The organism is Capnocytophaga sp. H2931, from assembly GCF_002302535.1.
Taxonomy (GTDB): Bacteria; Bacteroidota; Bacteroidia; order Flavobacteriales; family Flavobacteriaceae; genus Capnocytophaga; species Capnocytophaga canis.
In genome coordinates this window covers 1,589,130-1,606,225 of the sequence record NZ_CP022381.1, presented here as the reverse complement: position 1 = coordinate 1,606,225, position 17,096 = coordinate 1,589,130, and the positions used below count along the sequence as shown (strand labels likewise).

Below are 17,096 nucleotides of genomic sequence, written 5' to 3'. Positions count from 1 at the left end.
AAGAAATCATATTAAATAAGTTATCTTAAAATTTTGATTACAAGCTCTTTAAGTAAATCAGATTGTGACATGTTTACCGAACCAACTCCTTTACTTTTCATATCAATTTCTCGCAACTTTTCAATGATTCCACTGACAGTTTTCATTGGATAGTTCCGAGCAGCAATGTGATATTCTTTCACAAAATATGGGTTTTTACCGAGAACCTTTGCCACATTTTGGTCAGATTGATCCGTAAGTCCGTGATAAGCTAGTAATTCTTGAAAAAAAGTATAGAGTGTTCCAAGTGTAACCACAATTGGGTTATCTTTCGGATTATCAGCAAAGTAGTTAATAATACGCATGGTTTTCAACTCATCACGCTCACCTAAAGCTCTACGAAGTTCAAAATTGTTAAAATCCTTACTGATTCCTATATTTTTTTCAATTATCTCAGGAGTAATTTCTGAGTTTTGTGGTACAATGATAGCTAACTTATCCAATTCATTAGCTATACGACTCAAATCGGTTCCTAAAAATTCCACCAACATTTGAGTTGCTTTGGGTTGTATTGTGTATTTTTTTTCTTTTAACACTTCTGAAATCCAAGGAATTACGTCTTTTTCATAAAGTTTTTTACTCTCAAGAAGCACACCGTTTTTTGCTAAACTCTTAACAAGTTTTTTGCGTTTATCCAAAGTTTTGTACTTGTAGCACATTACTAAAACCGTAGTAGGTGTACAATTCTCAACATAAGGAACCAAATCTTCAATAGAATTCCCTAAATTTTGAGCTTCTTTAACTATTATTACCTGATGAGAAGCCATCATTGGGAAGCGTTTGGCATTATTCACAATATCGCTTACCGACACATCTTGCCCATAGAGTATCATTTGATTAAATCCCTTTTCATCTTCCGATAGTACGTTGTTTTCGATATAGTTAGCAATTTCATCGATGAAATAGGGCTCATCTCCCATTAGGAAATAAATAGGGGCAATCTGTCCTTTTTTTATATTTGCGATAATGGATTTAGATTCTTTCATTTGTAGATAAATAGTAGAGTGCAAAGATAGTGAAAACTTCTTCGCAAACCCTCGCTGATTTCTAAAAATGTATATTAGACTTCTAACAAAACAAAAAGGCCAACAAACAAAAGTTGTTAGCCTTTTTTATTATTCTTTCAAACTGATGATTACATCATTCCAGGCATTCCTCCGCCCATTGGTGGCATTCCTGCTCCTGCTTTCTCATCTTTTATATCAACCAAAGCACATTCAGTTGTTAAAATCATTCCTGCTACAGAAGCTGCATTTTCCAAAGCTACACGAGTTACTTTTTTAGGATCAATGATTCCAGCTTTGAACATATCAGCGTATTGATCTGTTTTGGCATTATATCCAAATGTGTCACGCGATGATTCCGTCACTTTAGCTACAACTACTGAACCTTCAACACCGGCATTTTCCACAATCGTTCTCAATGGAGCTTCCAATGATTTTGCTACTATTTGGATTCCTGTTGCTTCATCTGCATTCACAGGTTTAAGTTTTGCTAAAACAGATTTTGCACGAAGTAAAGCAATTCCTCCACCAGCTACGATACCTTCTTCAACAGCAGCACGAGTTGCGTGAAGAGCATCATCAACGCGGTCTTTTTTCTCTTTCATCTCTACTTCCGAAGCAGCACCAACGTAAAGAACAGCTACACCTCCAGAAAGTTTTGCTAAACGCTCTTGCAATTTTTCACGGTCATAATCAGAAGTTGTTACTTCAATTTGAGCTTTAATCTGATTTACACGAGCTTTTATTTGTTCAGCATCACCAGCTCCATTTACAACAGTTGTATTATCCTTGTCGATAGAAACTTTTTCTGCTGTACCAAGCATATCGATAGTTGCATTTTCAAGAGTAAATCCTCTTTCTTCAGCGATAACTGTTCCTCCTGTTAAGATAGCGATATCTTCCAACATTGCTTTTCTTCTGTCACCAAATCCAGGAGCTTTTACAGCTGCAATGCGAAGTGTACCTCTCAATTTATTAACTACCAATGTAGCTAAAGCCTCTCCGTCAATGTCTTCTGCAATGATTAACAACGGCTTACCTGATTGAGCAACAGGCTCTAACACAGGAAGTAAGTCTTTCATTGTGGAGATTTTCTTATCGTACAATAAGATGTAAGGTCTGTCCAATTCAGCAACCATTTTCTCTGAATCTGTCACGAAGTAAGGAGATAAATATCCTCTATCGAATTGCATTCCCTCCACCACATCTACGTAAGTGTCAGTACCTTTAGCCTCTTCAACAGTGATAACACCTTCTTTTCCTACTTTTTCGAAAGCAGCAGCAATCAACTCACCGATAGTATCGTCGTTGTTTGCTGAAATAGATGCTACTTGACGAATTTTCTCAGAAGAAGAGCCAACTTCTTTGGCTTGTTTTGCTAAATTCTCAACGATTTTTGTAACAGCTTTGTCAATTCCGCGTTTCAAATCCATTGGGTTTGCACCAGCAGCAACGTTTTTCAAACCTTCTTTAACGATGGCTTGAGCCAAAACAGTGGCAGTAGTAGTTCCGTCACCAGCCAAATCATTGGTTTTTGAAGCGACTTCTTTTACCATTTGAGCTCCCATATTTTCAAGAGCATCTTCTAACTCAACTTCTTTTGCTACAGTTACACCATCTTTGGTAATATGAGGAGAACCAAATGATTTACTAATAATTACATTTCTTCCTTTCGGACCTAAAGTAACTTTTACTGCGTTTGCTAATGCATCAACGCCACGTTTTAAGCCTTCACGAGCTTCTATATCAAATTTTATTTCTTTTGCCATTTTATTTCTTTGCTTTATGCAATAAGCTTTAAGCTAACTTATTGCGGATTGATTTTTTGTTTTAAATTGAAGATTTTACTCTTAATTTGATTGATGTTTTTTAGCAAACTCTCAGAAGTTTCTGCATCAATAAATTGTAAGTCTGTTGAAAGAATAACCAGATACTCTGCTTCAGAAGCAGAACCTAGAGCAATGTTCAAAAAGTGAGAAAACTCTTTATCAGAACTTCTTCCACATCCTTCACTAATATTTGTAGGGATTGAGGTAACAGCTCTGCGCAATTGAGATGTTATATTAAATAGTTCATCTTTCGGAAAATTCTTAGAGATTTTGTAAACTTCCAATACTAATTTATGACTCAATTGCCAAACATCATATTTTTTGAATTCTCTCATTGCTTACAGCCTATCGCCTATAGCTCTTCTTAGATAACAGCTAACACATCATTCTCTCTCATAATGAGATAATCTTTCCCTTCTAATTTAAGTTCAGTTCCTGCATATTTACCATAAAGGACTACATCTCCTACTTTCAAGGTAATAGGATTGTCTTTTGTTCCTGCTCCTACCGCAACCACAGTACCTTTTTGTGGTTTTTCTTTTGCAGTGTCAGGAATGATAATACCTGATGCCGTAGTGGTCTCAGCTACCGCTGGTTCAATGACAACTCGGTCAGCCAACGGTCGAATATTTACTTTTGCCATATTTTTATATTATTTTTGTGTTTAAATTTTATTTGCTTAAAGTCAGAAAGTATGCCAAATTAAAATATACTGACATAAAGTCAGTTTACTGCCCAAAACATTCCTCTCTTGATATTTTATTCAACTTCCTTAAATTCTGAGAAAAATCCGAAAAGCACCTTACAAAAATGCGAGGTGCTTGTAAAATAGATAAGACTTTTATACTTCTTTTAGTTCGCTGTTTCAGAAGTAGTTCCCGGTTGCTCTGAGCTGTTAGCAGGGGCATTCAAGATGTTATTTTCAATCGGAGCTCCGTCTAATAATCTTGAATCAGAATCTGTTCCTGTTTTGGACTGTAACAAAGTGTTAGCAATCAAAATCAAAGCTGCCAAAAGCGTTGCAAAAGTCCAAGTACTACGCTCTAAAAAGTCACCTGTTTTTTTAACTCCTCCAACTACTTGTGTGTTACCACCAAATGTTGAAGAAAGTCCCCCTCCTTTTGGATTTTGAACCATAATAACCAATCCAAGTAGCAAACATACTACTACGATAAGAACTAAAAAAATGTTGAATGCTGTCATTTTTTATAAATTATTTTGTTGTAAATTTTTTATTTTTTGTATTTGGGCTGCAAAGTAAGCACTTTTTTCTGGATTTTTCAAAATTAATATTTCATAAGCCTGAATTGCTAACTTAAATTTTCGCTGATTTACGTAAACCTGAGCTAATGTTTCGGTCATCAGTTGCTGTGGATCACTCTTAACTTCATCAGCTAAATTCACGTTTGATACATAATCTTTTGACGGCTCTATTTTAGGATTGTTTTCCAAAAATTTGTCAATGAGACGAAACTTTTCTGCTATCTTATCTTCCTTATTTTCAACCTGTTTGTCATGATCTCGTTGCAAAACCTCGTTTTCTTCGGAAATTTGCTCTATCCACTTAGGAATAGACTCAAATGGCTTGCCCGTTTGTTTGTTTTGTTCTTCTTGAGATGAAGTTGTTTTAGCCTCTTGCTTGGGGACGAAGGTTGGATTAAAATCTTCCATTTTCCCAAATGGATTTGCAAAATTTTGATCTTGCTTTTCATTTTTTGGAATTTGAGGCATAAAATTCGGCACATGTGAGAATCCTTCTTGTCGCTTTGGAGGATTCATTGACTGTGGCTGTTGTGGTAAAATCACTGGTTGAGACAGCGGAATTTCTTGTTGTGAGGGCTTAACTATCGATTGTGGCTGCTCAATTCTACGTTCAAACAATTGCCTTGTAAATTCTTGAATTTGAGTGTTTTTGTCTGTTGAATGAATAAAATCATATAAAATGGAACGGTCCAACACGTGAACCGATGCTAATTTTAGTGCTTTGGAATAACGGTAATCTCCTTGTGTATGCAACAACTTTAGTTGCAACATTCGAGCCGCTTGAAAAAATGGATATTCCTGCACGATGTTATCTAACTCGTGTGCTTGCCGTTCATTAATGGTATGCGGATTTTTTAATATTTCAACAAACTCTTTGACAGTCATTGCGTTACCAATCTGCTAATGAGGCGTTAAAGATATCCTGAGTGATACGTTCAAAAATTTCAGGGATGGCTGTTCCTTTTACGGCACTGAGTTGACTATTCCCTGGATAGTCATAGTAATGAGAAAAACGTTTTTCAAAATCTTTATTCTCTTCGGTGTTGTTTGTGAAACGCACATTAACCGAAATTGTCAATCGGTTTTGGGCTGCTGTTTGTTGAGCTGTTGCCGTCATTGGGGCAATACTGAAATCAATAATTTCGCCCTCGTAAACCAAATCAGCATTCCGATCGGTCAAAGACAAATTCGTCTGATTGTTAATCAAATCCTGTAGTGCAATAGTGAAATCCCTATCTAAGCCAGGCTCTACAATGGGAGCATCATTACGAAAAAAATTCACTTGAAAGGTTTTCGCGTTTCCAGTACTACCTCCCGTAAAATTGTAAATTCCACAGCTAACCATGGCTGTTAGACACAGGGCAAATATCAAAAACTTTTTCATCAATCTACCTAAATAAGTTTCGCAAGGTACACCTTTTTTTTAAATTACACAAGATGTAATGCAAAAAATAGGCGTAAAAAATAAGGATTCATAGTGTTTGTTTTACTTTTTGTTGTATTTTTGCAACTAACAATTATTCCTGAATACAAATCCATGTCACTTCAAAAACATACAACCTTATTTGTTCGTCTTCTGCAAAAAGTGTTTTTTTTGTTGTTTTTCGTTTTATTTTCACCTGGAGGAACGGCTCAAAATAAACAGAAAGAGTTGGAAGAACGCAAAAAAGCACTCATTGAACAGATAAAACAGATGTCTGTACTGCGTTCACAACAGGCAAAACAGCATAAATCGACCGTTTTGCAGATTGAAGAAACCAATGAAAAAATCCAGATGCGCTCACGCCTTATTCAAATTACACAACAACAGGCAAATTTACTGTCGAAAGAAATTGATGAAAACGAAAAACAATTGGGCTCACTCAAAAAAGATTTGGATTTTCACAAATCAGAATACGCTAAACTCATCGAACAATCGTACAAAAGCAAATCCTCTCAAAATCGATTGATGTTTTTATTATCGTCGGAAAGCTTTTGGCAGGGATACAAACGTTTATCCTACATGAAGCAATATGTGGATTATCGGAAGAAACAGGTTTTTCTCATTCAAGACAAGTCGAAAAGAATCAAGGAAGTAAACCAAAAATTGGTTTCGCAACACCAAGAGAAAAAGGTAGTTTTGGAGGAAAATCGGCAAGAACAACAAACTCTTAAAGGTGAAAAAAAACAACTAGAGGAGTTAGCAACAACCATACGCAAAAAAGAGCGTGATTATGAAAAACAAATCCGAGAAAAACAAAAACAAGCTGATGCAATTGACCGAGAAATTCAACGATTAATTCGCCTAGCCATTATCGAAGCAAACCGAAAAGAGCGAGAGCGATTAGCAAAAAACAACAAAAACGCGAAATCTTCATCAGAAAACGCGGTTTTTATGCTTACACCTGAATCAAAAAAAGTTGCTGATAGTTTTGAGGCTAATAAAGGAAATTTGATTTGGCCTGTGGTGAAAGGATATAAATCACAAGGCTTCGGGGAGTATAGCGACCCTGTGTACCCAAGTTTGAAACACTACAATAATGGGGTAACCATAGCTACTGAACCTGGGGCTGAAGCAAGGGTAGTCTTTGAAGGTGAAGTGTCTGCTATTCAGTCTATTCCAGGAAGTAATAAAGTGGTACAGGTACGACACGGAAATTATATAACCATCTATTATAACCTAACTGATGTATATGTAAAAAAAGGAGATAAAGTCAAAGCTCGTGATTTTTTAGGAAAAATATTCACCGACAAAAACGGAAAAACGGAAATGAAATTCTTCCTTTATAAAAATACAACTCGTTTAAATCCAGAATTTTGGATACATAAAATGTAAGAAAATGATAAAAAGAATTGTAAATAGAATTACTAATAATCCTTTTATTAAACTATTAAAAACTTCGGGAATGGAATTCATGGATGATAATTGCCTCAAATTGAGTGCATCACTGTCCTATTCTACCATATTTGCATTGCCCTCATTAGCTATTTTGTTAATCTCTTCCGTAGGACTGTTTCATGATTCCAGAGAGGTTTCGGATGAATTCTTCCTACAGATAGCCAATTTGGTAGGCGAAAAATCGGCAGAGCAAATACAAGAAGTCATATTAAACATGAACTTTGATGGGTCAAATCAAATTGCTTATTGGGTAAGTATTGGAACTCTGTTGTTTACCGCATCAGCTGTTTTTGCGGAAATTCAAAGTTCTATCAACTATATTTGGGAACTAAAGGCTAAACCTAAAAAAGGAATAATCAGATTCATTATCAATCGATTACTTTCTTTTGCCATGATTGGAGCCTTAGGGTTTGTACTATTAGTGAGCTTGATTATCAATACGGTCATCGACCTCCTATCTAGGCAACTTGTTAGATTATTTTCTGAAAATACGGTTTATATTGCTCAACTAATTAATGTTGGTATCGTATTTTTGATCGTGACAATCATCTTTAGCTTTATATTCAAAACACTCCCCGATGGAAAACTAAAGTGGAAAGATACGTTTATCGGCGCAGCTTTCACTTCTGTTTTGTTTATGTTGGGTAAATTCATTATTGGAAATTATTTGGTAAATACAGCTAAATTAGACGTTTACGGGGCTGCAGGTTCAATTTTAGTATTGTTGCTTTGGGTTTATTACTCAGCAATGATTCTCTATTTTGGAGCTGTTTTCACGAAAAACTACTCCGAGCAGTACGGAACTCCTATTGAGCCAAGCAATTACTCTGTACGAGTAATCATAAAAACGGAGGAAGTTACCTATGCAAAAGAGAAAAATAAATCAGCCTAAGGGAAATGACTTGAAGATTATCTTACCTTCTGCAATTGATCTGTGCATTTATTTTTTTTATAATCGGATGCTTTTGGGAGAAATGAGCCTTTCAAAGTCGGAAAAGTAAAATATTAAAAAAAACATGGTTATTTTATATACAATAAGTATCTACTTTTTAGGATTTATTTTGCATATAGTAGCATTGTTTAATCCCAAAATACGCCTCTTTATCAATGGAAGAAAGGATGTTTTTGACATATTACAGTCAAAAATAGCTAAAAATCAGGATTATGTATGGGTTCATGTTGCCTCTCTTGGTGAGTTTGAGCAAGGATTGCCTGTGATTAAAGAACTCAGAAAACATTATAAGGTTGTGGTGACTTTCTTTTCTCCTTCAGGTTATGAAGTACGGAAGAATAGTCCTGAAGCTGATGTGATTGTCTATTTACCATTGGACACACCTCGGAATACAAGAAAATTCATAGATATTATACAGCCCAAGATGGCTGTCTTCGTGAAATATGAGTTCTGGTATCACTATCTTATTACTCTGAAAAAGAGGAATGTACCTACTTTCTTATTGTCAGGAATATTCCGTGAAAAGCAGATTTTTTTCAAGCCTTACGGTGGCATGATGCGCAATGCACTACATTGCTTTAGCCATTTTTTTGTACAAAATCAAAAATCAAAACAATTATTACAATCGATTGGTTTTGAAAACATTACAGTTAGTGGAGATACACGATTTGACCGAGTTACTGAAATTCTACATCGAGATAATCACTTGGATTTCATTGAAAAATTTGTAGGTAACTCCCTCTGCGTGGTATTTGGTAGCTCTTGGGAAGAGGACGAAAGTATCTATGTGGATATAATCAACTCAGGCAAGGAAAACATAAAATATATCATAGCACCTCATGATATACATACTGAAAAAATTAATGCTTTACGAGAAAAAATACATCTGAAAAGCGTTTTGTTCTCTGAGAAAAAAGACTTTAACACATCTGATTTTCAAGTGTATATTCTAGATACGGTGGGTATTCTAACCAAGGTGTATAGCTATGCAGATATTGCTTATGTGGGAGGGGGTATGGGCAACAGTGGTCTGCATAATGTTTTAGAACCTGCTGTGTTTGGAATTCCAGTCATCATCGGGAAGAATTATGAAAAGTTTAATGAAGCTAAAGAATTGGTTGAAAAAGGTGGAGTCATTTCTGTAGATAGTAGTGAAAAACTCGAAAAAATATTATTCTCACTAATTGATTCTCCCATTAGACGAGCTGAGATAGGAAATATTAATAGAACATATATCCAAAATCAAAGTGGAGCAACTCAAAAGTTTATGAATTTCGTTAAAAAAAACATATGTAAATCAGATAGTTATAAAAATTAACACTTTTTAAGATTGATTTTTTTTGATTATTTGTTGCAGAAATCAAAATTTGTTGTACCTTTGCAATCGCAAATCAGAAATGAAAACAAATTCCTCCTTAGCTCAGTTGGTTAGAGCATCTGACTGTTAATCAGAGGGTCACTGGTTCAAGTCCAGTAGGGGGAGCGAATAAAGAAGCACTTACAAAAATGTAAGTGCTTCTTTATTTTTACGTGTGAAATACAGGCATGTTTGTCTAAAAAACTATTTTCAAAAGGACGTAATTTGCTTGTTTTGAAAGAGGTTATAAACTTCCAAAACTAAGCCTAGAATAGGTTATACGCATACATAATGTCCAACGTTTTTCAGTGTCTTTCAACGTCTTGTGACCCCGTTTTTCTCTTCTTTAATAATGCTTACAATCCCAAAAATAGTTTTTCGGCTTATGCAAGACATTTTTCAGCGAACACTTCTCAGTTCTATAAAATTCTTCTTCAAAAAGAATTGATGTTTTCAAAAAACATAAATAAATTATAGCGGTTTTATTGGGATTCTTTTCAAGTCATTTTCTTTTAAATGAAAACCTTTATGCTAAGTGATATTTTTTTATTTCAAAGAGAATTTGCTCCGATGTAGGAGTGTCGTGATGAGTGATTTCTTTCAAATAAAATCCGAAAATAAGTGAGTTTAGTTTTCTCATTGCTGAGAAGAATTTTTACTGTACTTTCTCTCTTTGAGGAGAATCTTTATCTTTTAGGAAAACAATATTTCTCATTCCCACAAATTCGTATGTAGTTCTTGATTTTAGGTGATACAACTCAATGGTTTGGTCATTAATTACTCCTAGTTCAAAAACCTCTGTATCGCGACCGTACAGCAAAATCAATCGCTTAACATCTTTAAAGTTAGTACTTTCAATGCGGTATGTTCCAAATCCGATTAAGTTACTGTTGTAAAGCGAATGTTTAGTTTCAAAGGCATATGCTCCTTTATTATTAAAAAAGAATAAAAAGTTTTCTTGATCAAACGGATTTTCTAATCCCTGCACACTAGTATGTGATTTTTGCCAAAATTCATACTCTTGCAGAAAATATGCGATATTATCGAAAAATAATTGATTGTAGTCAAATTTAGCTTTTCGGTAGCCGATCAATCGATATACTGCATCGGAATCCAAATCAATCAGATCAATTTCATTGGAAGATATTTGTACTACTTTGAAGTGGAAAACACCATCTCTGTCGTGCGAAATGGTCAGATGATCACCCGAAGTATTGTAACGACCAATCCTAAGACCATAGCCGTTCCCTATAGTGCCTAATCCTACCAAATTGTTATTTGCAGTCACTTCTGTGTTGTAATGAAATGTCATTGTAAAGGCACGGCTAAGCATCGGAATACGAGCATTACCCATTGTTTGATTAATATCAATATGCCACAAATCAAATGAATGTAAAAACTCATGCAAATGTAGTCTATTGTCGTATTTGTCGTCTACAGAGCAACTTGACAGAGTTAGTAACATTAAAATAGGTATGATGAATATTTTTTTCATATCACAACGTATTAAGTAATTCTTTCTTAAATCGTTATATCAATAGGTATGCCAAAGTTGGAGGTGATTATTTTTTTTTACAGTTCGCAAATCTATCATTTTTTTCGTATATTTGCCTATTACAATTCTATTTTTCATTACATTATGAAACAGTTTCGTTTTGCATTATCCTTGCGGAAATCAACTATATTTAAAACTTTCCTCTTTTTGGTGGCCTTAATTTTAATTGTCCAAGTGTTTCCAAAAAAAGCTAAATTTAAATATGAATTCCAGAAAGGTAAGCCATGGCAACATGAAACGCTCTACGCTCCATTTGATTTCTCTTTGAAGAAATCGGACGAACAAATCACAGCTGAAAAACGTGCAATAGAAGAGAAATCTGCGGTTTACTATAAAAAGGACACCACTGTTTTCCAAATTTCACAAGTAAAATTTGATGACAGAAAAAATCAGTACTTCCGGAATATTTCACAAGAGAAAAAAGAGAAGTTATTCAGCAAAGGTGCGGATTTTTTGAAATTTGCATATCAAAATGGAGTAATGATTTCTTCAGAATATGTCAAAGGAAGCAACCTAACAATGATTCAGCACAATAATGAAGTTTGTGAGTTGCCGATTGAACAAGTATTCTTTTTGGATGAATTAAATGCCAAAATCCGTAATTTTTTTGAAGAGAATGAATACGCTAATTTTACAGATACGTATTATGATTTATTTTTCGAAGTTCTGCAACCCGATATTAAAATTGATCAGAATTTCACACAAAAAGCCTTGGAGGAAAACCTTAAAGAAATTGTTTATACACGTGGATGGATAAAACAAGGTCAACTTATTATCGCCAAAGGAGAAATGATTGAGGGTGAAAAACTGAATGCTCTTAATTCGTTACAAGCTGAATATCAGTCAGAAAACTGGAATCAAAGCAACTACTATTGGTCGTTACTTGGCTATTATGTTTTGGTTGGGATGGTACTATTTCTAATGGGATTGTATTTGCGAATTTATGAACGCAAAATATTCAAGAACAACACTAAAATTTCAGTAATTCTGTTTAGTGTGTTGTCAATAATTTTGTTGGTAAGTTTCATCGCTCATCGGTTTCCAGACTACATTTATTTGGTACCTGTAGGGATTATTGTGCTGATTCTCAAGTCATTTTTTGATTTGAGAACGGTTATTTTTGTTTTTATAGTTACTGTTTTACTATTGGGCTTTGTTGCTCCAAATAGTTTCCAATTTATTGTAATTCAGATTATTGCAGCATTAACAATTATTATTACCCCAAAAGGACTACATTACCGATTGAATAGTTTTGTGTCGGCAGCTCTCATAACGGGAACCTATTTGATAACTTATATTGCTTTTCATTTTATCACAGAAGGAAGTTATCAGAATATAGACATTTCTTTGCTTACACTCTTTATTCTCAATGGGATAGGAATTCTTTTTTCCCAACCATTGACCTACATTTATGAAAAAGTATTTGGATTAGTGTCCGATGTTTCACTCTTAGAGTTGAGCGACACCAATTCCAAATTGTTACGAGAACTTTCCGACAAAGCACCGGGAACTTTTCAACATTCGATGCAAGTAGCCAATTTAGCTGAAGCCGCCGCAGCCAAGATTGGAGGTAACACTCTATTGGTTCGTGTAGGAGCATTATATCATGACATAGGAAAGATGCTAAATCCAATTTATTTTATTGAAAATCAAAAAACAAGCATTAATCCACATGATAAGTTATCTCCTTTGCAAAGTGCAAAAATTATTATTAATCACGTAACTGATGGTGTGGAATTAGCCCGAAAAAATAAACTACCAAAGCGAGTGATTGATTTCATACGTTCGCACCACGGAACAACACTCACGTACTATTTTTATAAAAAGGAACAAGAGCTGAATCCAGATTGTCAAGAAGCAGATTTTAGATATCCGGGTCCCGCTCCTTTTTCAAAGGAAACCGCTATTTTAATGATGGCAGATTCTGTTGAGGCTGCTACAAAAAGTCTCAAAAATCCAACTTACCAAATGATAGACGAGTTTGTAGATAAAATCATTAAAAAGCAATTGGATGAAAATCAGTTTGCTAACGCAGATATTACACTTAGAGAAATCGAAAAGGTAAAGCAAGTCTTTAAAAATAAATTAACGAACATTTATCACGTTCGAATCGCTTACCCAGAGTAGAAAGATTGTATCTCTTAGGAAATTTAGTAAACAAAAACGTTATTTGTATTTTTTTCAGGTAAGAACATTTTATTTTGCGAATAAGAATCTTTCTTCTATTTTTGCTTGCTTGAAAAATGACTATGGAAGATACAAATAAAAATCAAGAGCTACGCAGGGGACTGTCCAACAGACACATACAGCTTATTGCTTTGGGAGGAGCTATTGGCACAGGACTTTTTTTAGGTATTGGTTCAGCCGCTGTTCTGGCTGGGCCTTCCGTTATTTTGGGCTATGCCTTGGCAGGCATTATAGCCTTTTTCATTATGCGACAGTTGGGGGAGATGGTAGTTGAAGAACCAGTTTCAGGATCGTTCTCCTATTTTGCCTATAAATACTGGGGAAATTTTGCAGGTTATATCTCAGGATGGAATTACTGGGTGTTGTACATTTTGGTTTCCATGGCTGAACTCACTGCCATTGGTGTTTACGTCCGCTATTGGTGGCCCGAAATCCCGTTATGGGCATCAAGCGGATTTTTCTTCTTAGCCATAACGGCACTCAATTTAGGTTCGGTAAAATTATTTGGGGAGGCCGAATTTTGGTTTGCTATTGTGAAAGTAATCGCGATCATTGCCATGATTCTATTTGGAACCTACTTGCTTTTATCAGGTACAGGTGGAGCAGAAGCTACGGTTGAAAATTTGGTAAATAACGGTGTTTTTTTTCCGAAAGGATGGTTTGAAAAAACTGACAGTGGCTACCAAGGACTTTTAGCTGTGATGGCAATCATTATGTTCTCCTTCGGTGGGTTGGAACTCATCGGAATTACTGCAGCTGAAGCCGAAAATCCAGAGAAGAACATTCCCAAAGCTACCAATCAGGTGATTTACAGGATATTATTTTTTTACATTGGAGCGTTGATAATCCTTTTCTCATTAGCTCCGTGGGAAACTATTACCACGAACACAAGTCCCTTTGTGACGGTTTTTGATAATTTGAAAGGATTGAATTTCTCTCTTTTTGGGAAAGAACATTCGGTTACTCATTTGATTGCTAATACGTTGAATATTATAATTTTAACAGCTGCTCTTTCCGTTTATAATTCTTCAGTTTATAGTAACAGTCGTATGCTTTACGGGCTTTCTGAGCAGGGCAATGCACCAAAATTTTTGAAGCATCTGAGTAAAAACGCTGTTCCGATCCGAGCTATCATAGTATCGAGTTGCTTCGTAGCGTTGTGCGTTATCATCAATAAATTTGTACCTGAACAGGCATTTAATATTTTGATGTCGTTGGTAGTTTCATGCTTGATTATCAATTGGGTGATGATTTCATTTACCCATATAAAATTCCGAAAAGTAAAAAACCAAGAACAAGTAAAAGTTAAATTCCCATCAATTTTATATCCTTTTTCTAACTATGTGTCTATTGCTTTTTTGATAGCTATTTTAGGCGTGATGACCCTAACGGGGATGTTGCTTTCTGTGCTATTGATTCCAGTTTGGATTGGAGTTTTAGGACTTAGCTATTTTGTAATCAAGAGGTCGTCAGGTTCAACATCAATCATTGCTAAATGATCTAATTTGCTTATTTGTTTAAAAAACATCTTATAACTTTTTCCAAAATTAGAGAAAGCTATATGTATTTTTTCTTATCTTTGCCCTTATCGGCAATGGTTTTCACACGAATCATCTGTTAGTAATTCAAATTATTTTACAAACTCAGTGTGAGAATAAAAATATCCTATGAAAAAAGTAAAATATTATTACGACCCAGAAACGCTTTCTTACAAGCGTATTGCAAGTAAAAAGCGAACAAAGATTAGAAATATTACCCTTTTCTTGGTAGCTTCGGCTCTCTTTGGAGGGATTACGATGTTTCTGATGATAAATATGCGTTTTTTTTATACTCCTCGAGAACTTTCGTTGCAACGAGAAGTAAAGCAATATGAAACCCAATACCAAATCCTAAATAAAAAAATGGAACAAATGGAAGAGGTGTTAGCCAATATTCAGGAGAGAGACAACAATATGTACCGTTTGTATTTTGATGTAGCTCCTATTCCTGAAGAGCAACGAAAGAGTGGTTTTGGAGGAATAAATCGCTATGAACACCTTGAAAATTTCGACAACTCTAAGTTGCTTATTGCTACCACCAAACGTTTAGAAATTTTACAAAAGCAATTAGTAGTTCAGTCAAAATCCTTAGATGAAATTGCAGGGCTTTCTAAAGAGAAAGAGAAATTCTTAGCATCCATTCCTGCGATACAACCAGTTGATAATAAAGATTTAACACGAATAGCTTCTGGCTTTGGGTGGCGAAATGATCCTTTTACGAAAGCGAAAAAATTTCATAACGGAATAGATTTCACAGCACCCACAGGCACACCTATTTACGCCTCAGGCGATGGGGTTATCACACGAGCCGATGACGCTTCCTCGGGGTATGGAAAGCATATTCGTATTGATCATGGCTATGGCTACATAAGTCTTTACGCCCATTTGAATGACTACAAAGTTAAGGCAGGACAACGCGTTAAACGAGGAGAACTAATTGGCACAGTCGGTAATACGGGACGCTCACAGGCTCCTCACCTGCATTATGAAATCATTAAAGATGGAGAGCATATCAACCCGATACATTTCTACTACGGTAATTTGTCACCTGATGAATATGCCGAAATGTTGAGAGTTTCAACTCATGAGAACCAATCTATGGACTAAGTATCTTTATGGAAATAAATTTACCTGAAAAGTTGTATTACACCATAGGTGAAGTTGCAAAAGCCTTTAATGTAAACACTTCACTACTACGTTTTTGGGAAAAAGAATTTGGAATAATTAGTCCAAAAAAGAATCTCAAAGGAAGCCGAAAGTTTTCTGCCGATGATGTGAAAAAACTACAGTTGATATATCATCTGGTTAAAGAAAAAGGATTTACCCTTGAAGGTGCTCGTCAAAAACTGAAAGAAGGGCACGAGCAGGTTTTATCTAATTACGAAATCATTGAGAAATTGGAGCATATTAAACGCAGTTTAATTCGAATTAAAGAGGAATTGTAGCATGGATGTGCTTATCAACGGCTACTATAATTAGAGTGCTTTTTGGAAGCAAAACTTACATACTTCGTTGTCTCTTAGCTTCAAAAACTAATATGGCGGCGGCTACTGAAACGTTCATTGAGTCGATAACTCCTTGCATCGGGATGATTATGTTTTGGTTGGAATTGGATAGCCACTCTTCTGTAAGTCCTTCGTCTTCTGTGCCGACAACAATAGCAACTCCTTGATTAAAAGAAACTTCTGTGTAAGGTTTTGATGCTGAGAGAGCTGCACAAAAAATATTAATTCCTTGATCTCTCAAAAAATCTATGATTTCAGTAGTTGTTCCCATCGCGATGGTTGTTGTAAAAACGCACCCCACACTTGAACGGATGATGTTCGGATTATATAGATCCGTTTTCGGGTTTGCAATCAACACCGCATCAACTCCCGCTGCGTCTGCCGTACGTAACAGAGCGCCGATGTTCCCAGGTTTTTCAGGAGCTTCAGCAACTAAGATTAGAGGTTTTGTTTTTTTGAGGTGTAAGTCGCTCAATGAATGTGATTTAGCAATGGCTACAGCAATCACACCTTCTGTTGATGAACGATAGGTAAGTTTCTCGTAGACTTCTTTGGATATGCAAATGCACTCAGGGGAGGATTTGGTTTCCAGAAGTAGTGACTTCAGTTGGGCTTCCGAAAAAATATCTTGTTGAAAAAGAATCCTTTGTAAAGTATACCCACCCTTGATGGCCAATGTTATTTCACGAGTCCCTTCAATAACGAAAATACCTTCTTTTTTTCTGTTTCGAGATTTCTCTTGAAGCAAAAGTAATTGTTTAATTAAGCTATTTTGAGTGCTTGTTATCTCTTTCATAAGATGCTATGCTGTTTATTTCTTATTCATGTCCTATAACTAAATAGTAGTCCGAAAACGGAAGGGGTCATTTCAAATGTCAAAAACTCTAAATTATGATTATTTGACCATGCGTAAATCAATTGATATATTTTTTGTGAAGATAAAATCATTGATTTCCGTATTTTTAATTTCCGATGGAGTTCCATTTGAT

At 35.3% G+C, this 17,096-nt stretch carries 16 protein-coding genes and 1 tRNA gene; 8 read left to right on the top strand and 9 right to left on the bottom strand.

Annotated features, from left to right (window positions below):
* Window positions 1-20: 20 nt before the first annotated feature.
* The 7 genes from holA to CGC52_RS06725 form a co-directional block, all read right to left on the bottom strand.
* The gene (holA, locus tag CGC52_RS06755; protein ID WP_042010528.1) at window positions 21-1,025 is read right to left on the bottom strand and encodes a DNA polymerase III subunit delta; all 1,005 of its coding nucleotides are present in this window, start codon (window positions 1,023-1,025) and stop codon (window positions 21-23) included.
* Between the two features lie 149 nt (window positions 1,026-1,174).
* Complete coding sequence (gene groL / locus CGC52_RS06750; RefSeq protein WP_042010526.1) at window positions 1,175-2,812, bottom strand: chaperonin GroEL; 1,638 nt, start codon at window positions 2,810-2,812, stop codon at window positions 1,175-1,177.
* Between the two features lie 38 nt (window positions 2,813-2,850).
* Window positions 2,851-3,207 (bottom strand): four helix bundle protein, encoded by a 357-nt coding sequence (locus CGC52_RS06745; protein ID WP_018278858.1) that lies wholly within the window; start codon window positions 3,205-3,207, stop codon window positions 2,851-2,853.
* Between the two features lie 29 nt (window positions 3,208-3,236).
* Window positions 3,237-3,515, bottom strand: coding sequence for a co-chaperone GroES (gene groES, locus CGC52_RS06740; protein WP_095893841.1), 279 nt, complete (start codon window positions 3,513-3,515; stop codon window positions 3,237-3,239).
* Window positions 3,516-3,724: 209 nt separating this feature from the next.
* Window positions 3,725-4,075 (bottom strand): preprotein translocase subunit SecG, encoded by a 351-nt coding sequence (gene secG, locus CGC52_RS06735; protein ID WP_042010518.1) that lies wholly within the window; start codon window positions 4,073-4,075, stop codon window positions 3,725-3,727.
* 3 nt (window positions 4,076-4,078) lie between these two features.
* Window positions 4,079-5,020: a hypothetical protein gene (locus CGC52_RS06730; protein WP_095893839.1), complete on the bottom strand. Its 942-nt coding sequence runs from the start codon at window positions 5,018-5,020 to the stop codon at window positions 4,079-4,081.
* A 4-nt stretch (window positions 5,021-5,024) separates the two neighbouring features.
* A complete protein-coding gene (locus tag CGC52_RS06725) occupies window positions 5,025-5,519 on the bottom strand; it encodes an LptE family protein (RefSeq protein WP_172914758.1) in 495 nt (164 codons plus the stop codon).
* 153 nt (window positions 5,520-5,672) lie between these two features.
* On the opposite strand from CGC52_RS06725, the gene CGC52_RS06720 reads away from it, so the two are divergent.
* The 4 genes from CGC52_RS06720 to CGC52_RS06705 all read left to right on the top strand — a co-directional run bounded on the left by CGC52_RS06720 (window position 5,673) and on the right by CGC52_RS06705 (window position 9,448).
* Window positions 5,673-6,950, top strand: a complete 1,278-nt coding sequence (locus tag CGC52_RS06720; protein WP_095893836.1) for a murein hydrolase activator EnvC — start codon at window positions 5,673-5,675, stop codon at window positions 6,948-6,950.
* 4 nt (window positions 6,951-6,954) lie between these two features.
* On the top strand, window positions 6,955-7,905 hold the full coding sequence (locus CGC52_RS06715) for a YihY/virulence factor BrkB family protein (protein WP_232745164.1): 951 nt from the start codon (window positions 6,955-6,957) through the stop codon (window positions 7,903-7,905).
* 124 nt (window positions 7,906-8,029) lie between these two features.
* On the top strand, window positions 8,030-9,283 hold the full coding sequence (locus CGC52_RS06710; RefSeq protein ID WP_095893835.1) for a 3-deoxy-D-manno-octulosonic acid transferase: 1,254 nt from the start codon (window positions 8,030-8,032) through the stop codon (window positions 9,281-9,283).
* A 91-nt stretch (window positions 9,284-9,374) separates the two neighbouring features.
* Window positions 9,375-9,448: transfer RNA gene (locus CGC52_RS06705), tRNA-Asn, on the top strand.
* 529 nt (window positions 9,449-9,977) lie between these two features.
* Here the strand turns inward: CGC52_RS06705 and CGC52_RS06700 are convergent.
* Window positions 9,978-10,817 (bottom strand): hypothetical protein, encoded by an 840-nt coding sequence (locus CGC52_RS06700; RefSeq protein ID WP_157909114.1) that lies wholly within the window; start codon window positions 10,815-10,817, stop codon window positions 9,978-9,980.
* A gap of 144 nt (window positions 10,818-10,961) precedes the next feature.
* Here CGC52_RS06700 and CGC52_RS06695 point away from each other — a divergent pair, with 144 nt between their 5' ends.
* The 4 genes from CGC52_RS06695 (at window position 10,962) to CGC52_RS06680 (ending at window position 16,047) form a co-directional block, all read left to right on the top strand.
* Complete coding sequence (locus tag CGC52_RS06695) at window positions 10,962-13,004, top strand: HD family phosphohydrolase (protein WP_095894483.1); 2,043 nt, start codon at window positions 10,962-10,964, stop codon at window positions 13,002-13,004.
* A gap of 122 nt (window positions 13,005-13,126) precedes the next feature.
* Window positions 13,127-14,563, top strand: a complete 1,437-nt coding sequence (locus CGC52_RS06690; protein WP_095893832.1) for an amino acid permease — start codon at window positions 13,127-13,129, stop codon at window positions 14,561-14,563.
* Between the two features lie 168 nt (window positions 14,564-14,731).
* A complete protein-coding gene (locus CGC52_RS06685) occupies window positions 14,732-15,709 on the top strand; it encodes a M23 family metallopeptidase (RefSeq protein ID WP_095893830.1) in 978 nt (325 codons plus the stop codon).
* Between the two features lie 8 nt (window positions 15,710-15,717).
* The gene (locus tag CGC52_RS06680; RefSeq protein ID WP_042343296.1) at window positions 15,718-16,047 is read left to right on the top strand and encodes a MerR family transcriptional regulator; all 330 of its coding nucleotides are present in this window, start codon (window positions 15,718-15,720) and stop codon (window positions 16,045-16,047) included.
* A 55-nt stretch (window positions 16,048-16,102) separates the two neighbouring features.
* Here CGC52_RS06680 and CGC52_RS06675 read toward each other — a convergent pair whose 3' ends face one another.
* On the bottom strand, window positions 16,103-16,903 hold the full coding sequence (locus tag CGC52_RS06675; protein ID WP_095893828.1) for an RNA methyltransferase: 801 nt from the start codon (window positions 16,901-16,903) through the stop codon (window positions 16,103-16,105).
* Between the last annotated feature and the right edge of the window lie 193 nt (window positions 16,904-17,096).

Excerpts from the sequence above, each read along its gene's own strand:
- CGC52_RS06700 (WP_157909114.1), bottom strand. The coding sequence starts at position 10,817 with ATGAAAAAAATATTCATCATACCTATTTTAATGTTACTAACTCTGTCA.
- CGC52_RS06715 (WP_232745164.1), top strand. The coding sequence starts at position 6,955 with ATGATAAAAAGAATTGTAAATAGAATTACTAATAATCCTTTTATTAAA.
- CGC52_RS06690 (WP_095893832.1), top strand. The coding sequence starts at position 13,127 with ATGGAAGATACAAATAAAAATCAAGAGCTACGCAGGGGACTGTCCAAC.
- CGC52_RS06695 (WP_095894483.1), top strand. The coding sequence starts at position 10,962 with ATGAAACAGTTTCGTTTTGCATTATCCTTGCGGAAATCAACTATATTT.
- CGC52_RS06710 (WP_095893835.1), top strand. The coding sequence starts at position 8,030 with ATGGTTATTTTATATACAATAAGTATCTACTTTTTAGGATTTATTTTG.
- CGC52_RS06730 (WP_095893839.1), bottom strand. The coding sequence starts at position 5,020 with ATGACTGTCAAAGAGTTTGTTGAAATATTAAAAAATCCGCATACCATT.
- groES (WP_095893841.1), bottom strand. The coding sequence starts at position 3,515 with ATGGCAAAAGTAAATATTCGACCGTTGGCTGACCGAGTTGTCATTGAA.
- CGC52_RS06720 (WP_095893836.1), top strand. The coding sequence starts at position 5,673 with ATGTCACTTCAAAAACATACAACCTTATTTGTTCGTCTTCTGCAAAAA.
- holA (WP_042010528.1), bottom strand. The coding sequence starts at position 1,025 with ATGAAAGAATCTAAATCCATTATCGCAAATATAAAAAAAGGACAGATT.
- CGC52_RS06725 (WP_172914758.1), bottom strand. The coding sequence starts at position 5,519 with ATGAAAAAGTTTTTGATATTTGCCCTGTGTCTAACAGCCATGGTTAGC.
- secG (WP_042010518.1), bottom strand. The coding sequence starts at position 4,075 with ATGACAGCATTCAACATTTTTTTAGTTCTTATCGTAGTAGTATGTTTG.
- groL (WP_042010526.1), bottom strand. The coding sequence starts at position 2,812 with ATGGCAAAAGAAATAAAATTTGATATAGAAGCTCGTGAAGGCTTAAAA.
- CGC52_RS06685 (WP_095893830.1), top strand. The coding sequence starts at position 14,732 with ATGAAAAAAGTAAAATATTATTACGACCCAGAAACGCTTTCTTACAAG.
- CGC52_RS06680 (WP_042343296.1), top strand. The coding sequence starts at position 15,718 with ATGGAAATAAATTTACCTGAAAAGTTGTATTACACCATAGGTGAAGTT.
- CGC52_RS06745 (WP_018278858.1), bottom strand. The coding sequence starts at position 3,207 with ATGAGAGAATTCAAAAAATATGATGTTTGGCAATTGAGTCATAAATTA.
- CGC52_RS06675 (WP_095893828.1), bottom strand. The coding sequence starts at position 16,903 with ATGAAAGAGATAACAAGCACTCAAAATAGCTTAATTAAACAATTACTT.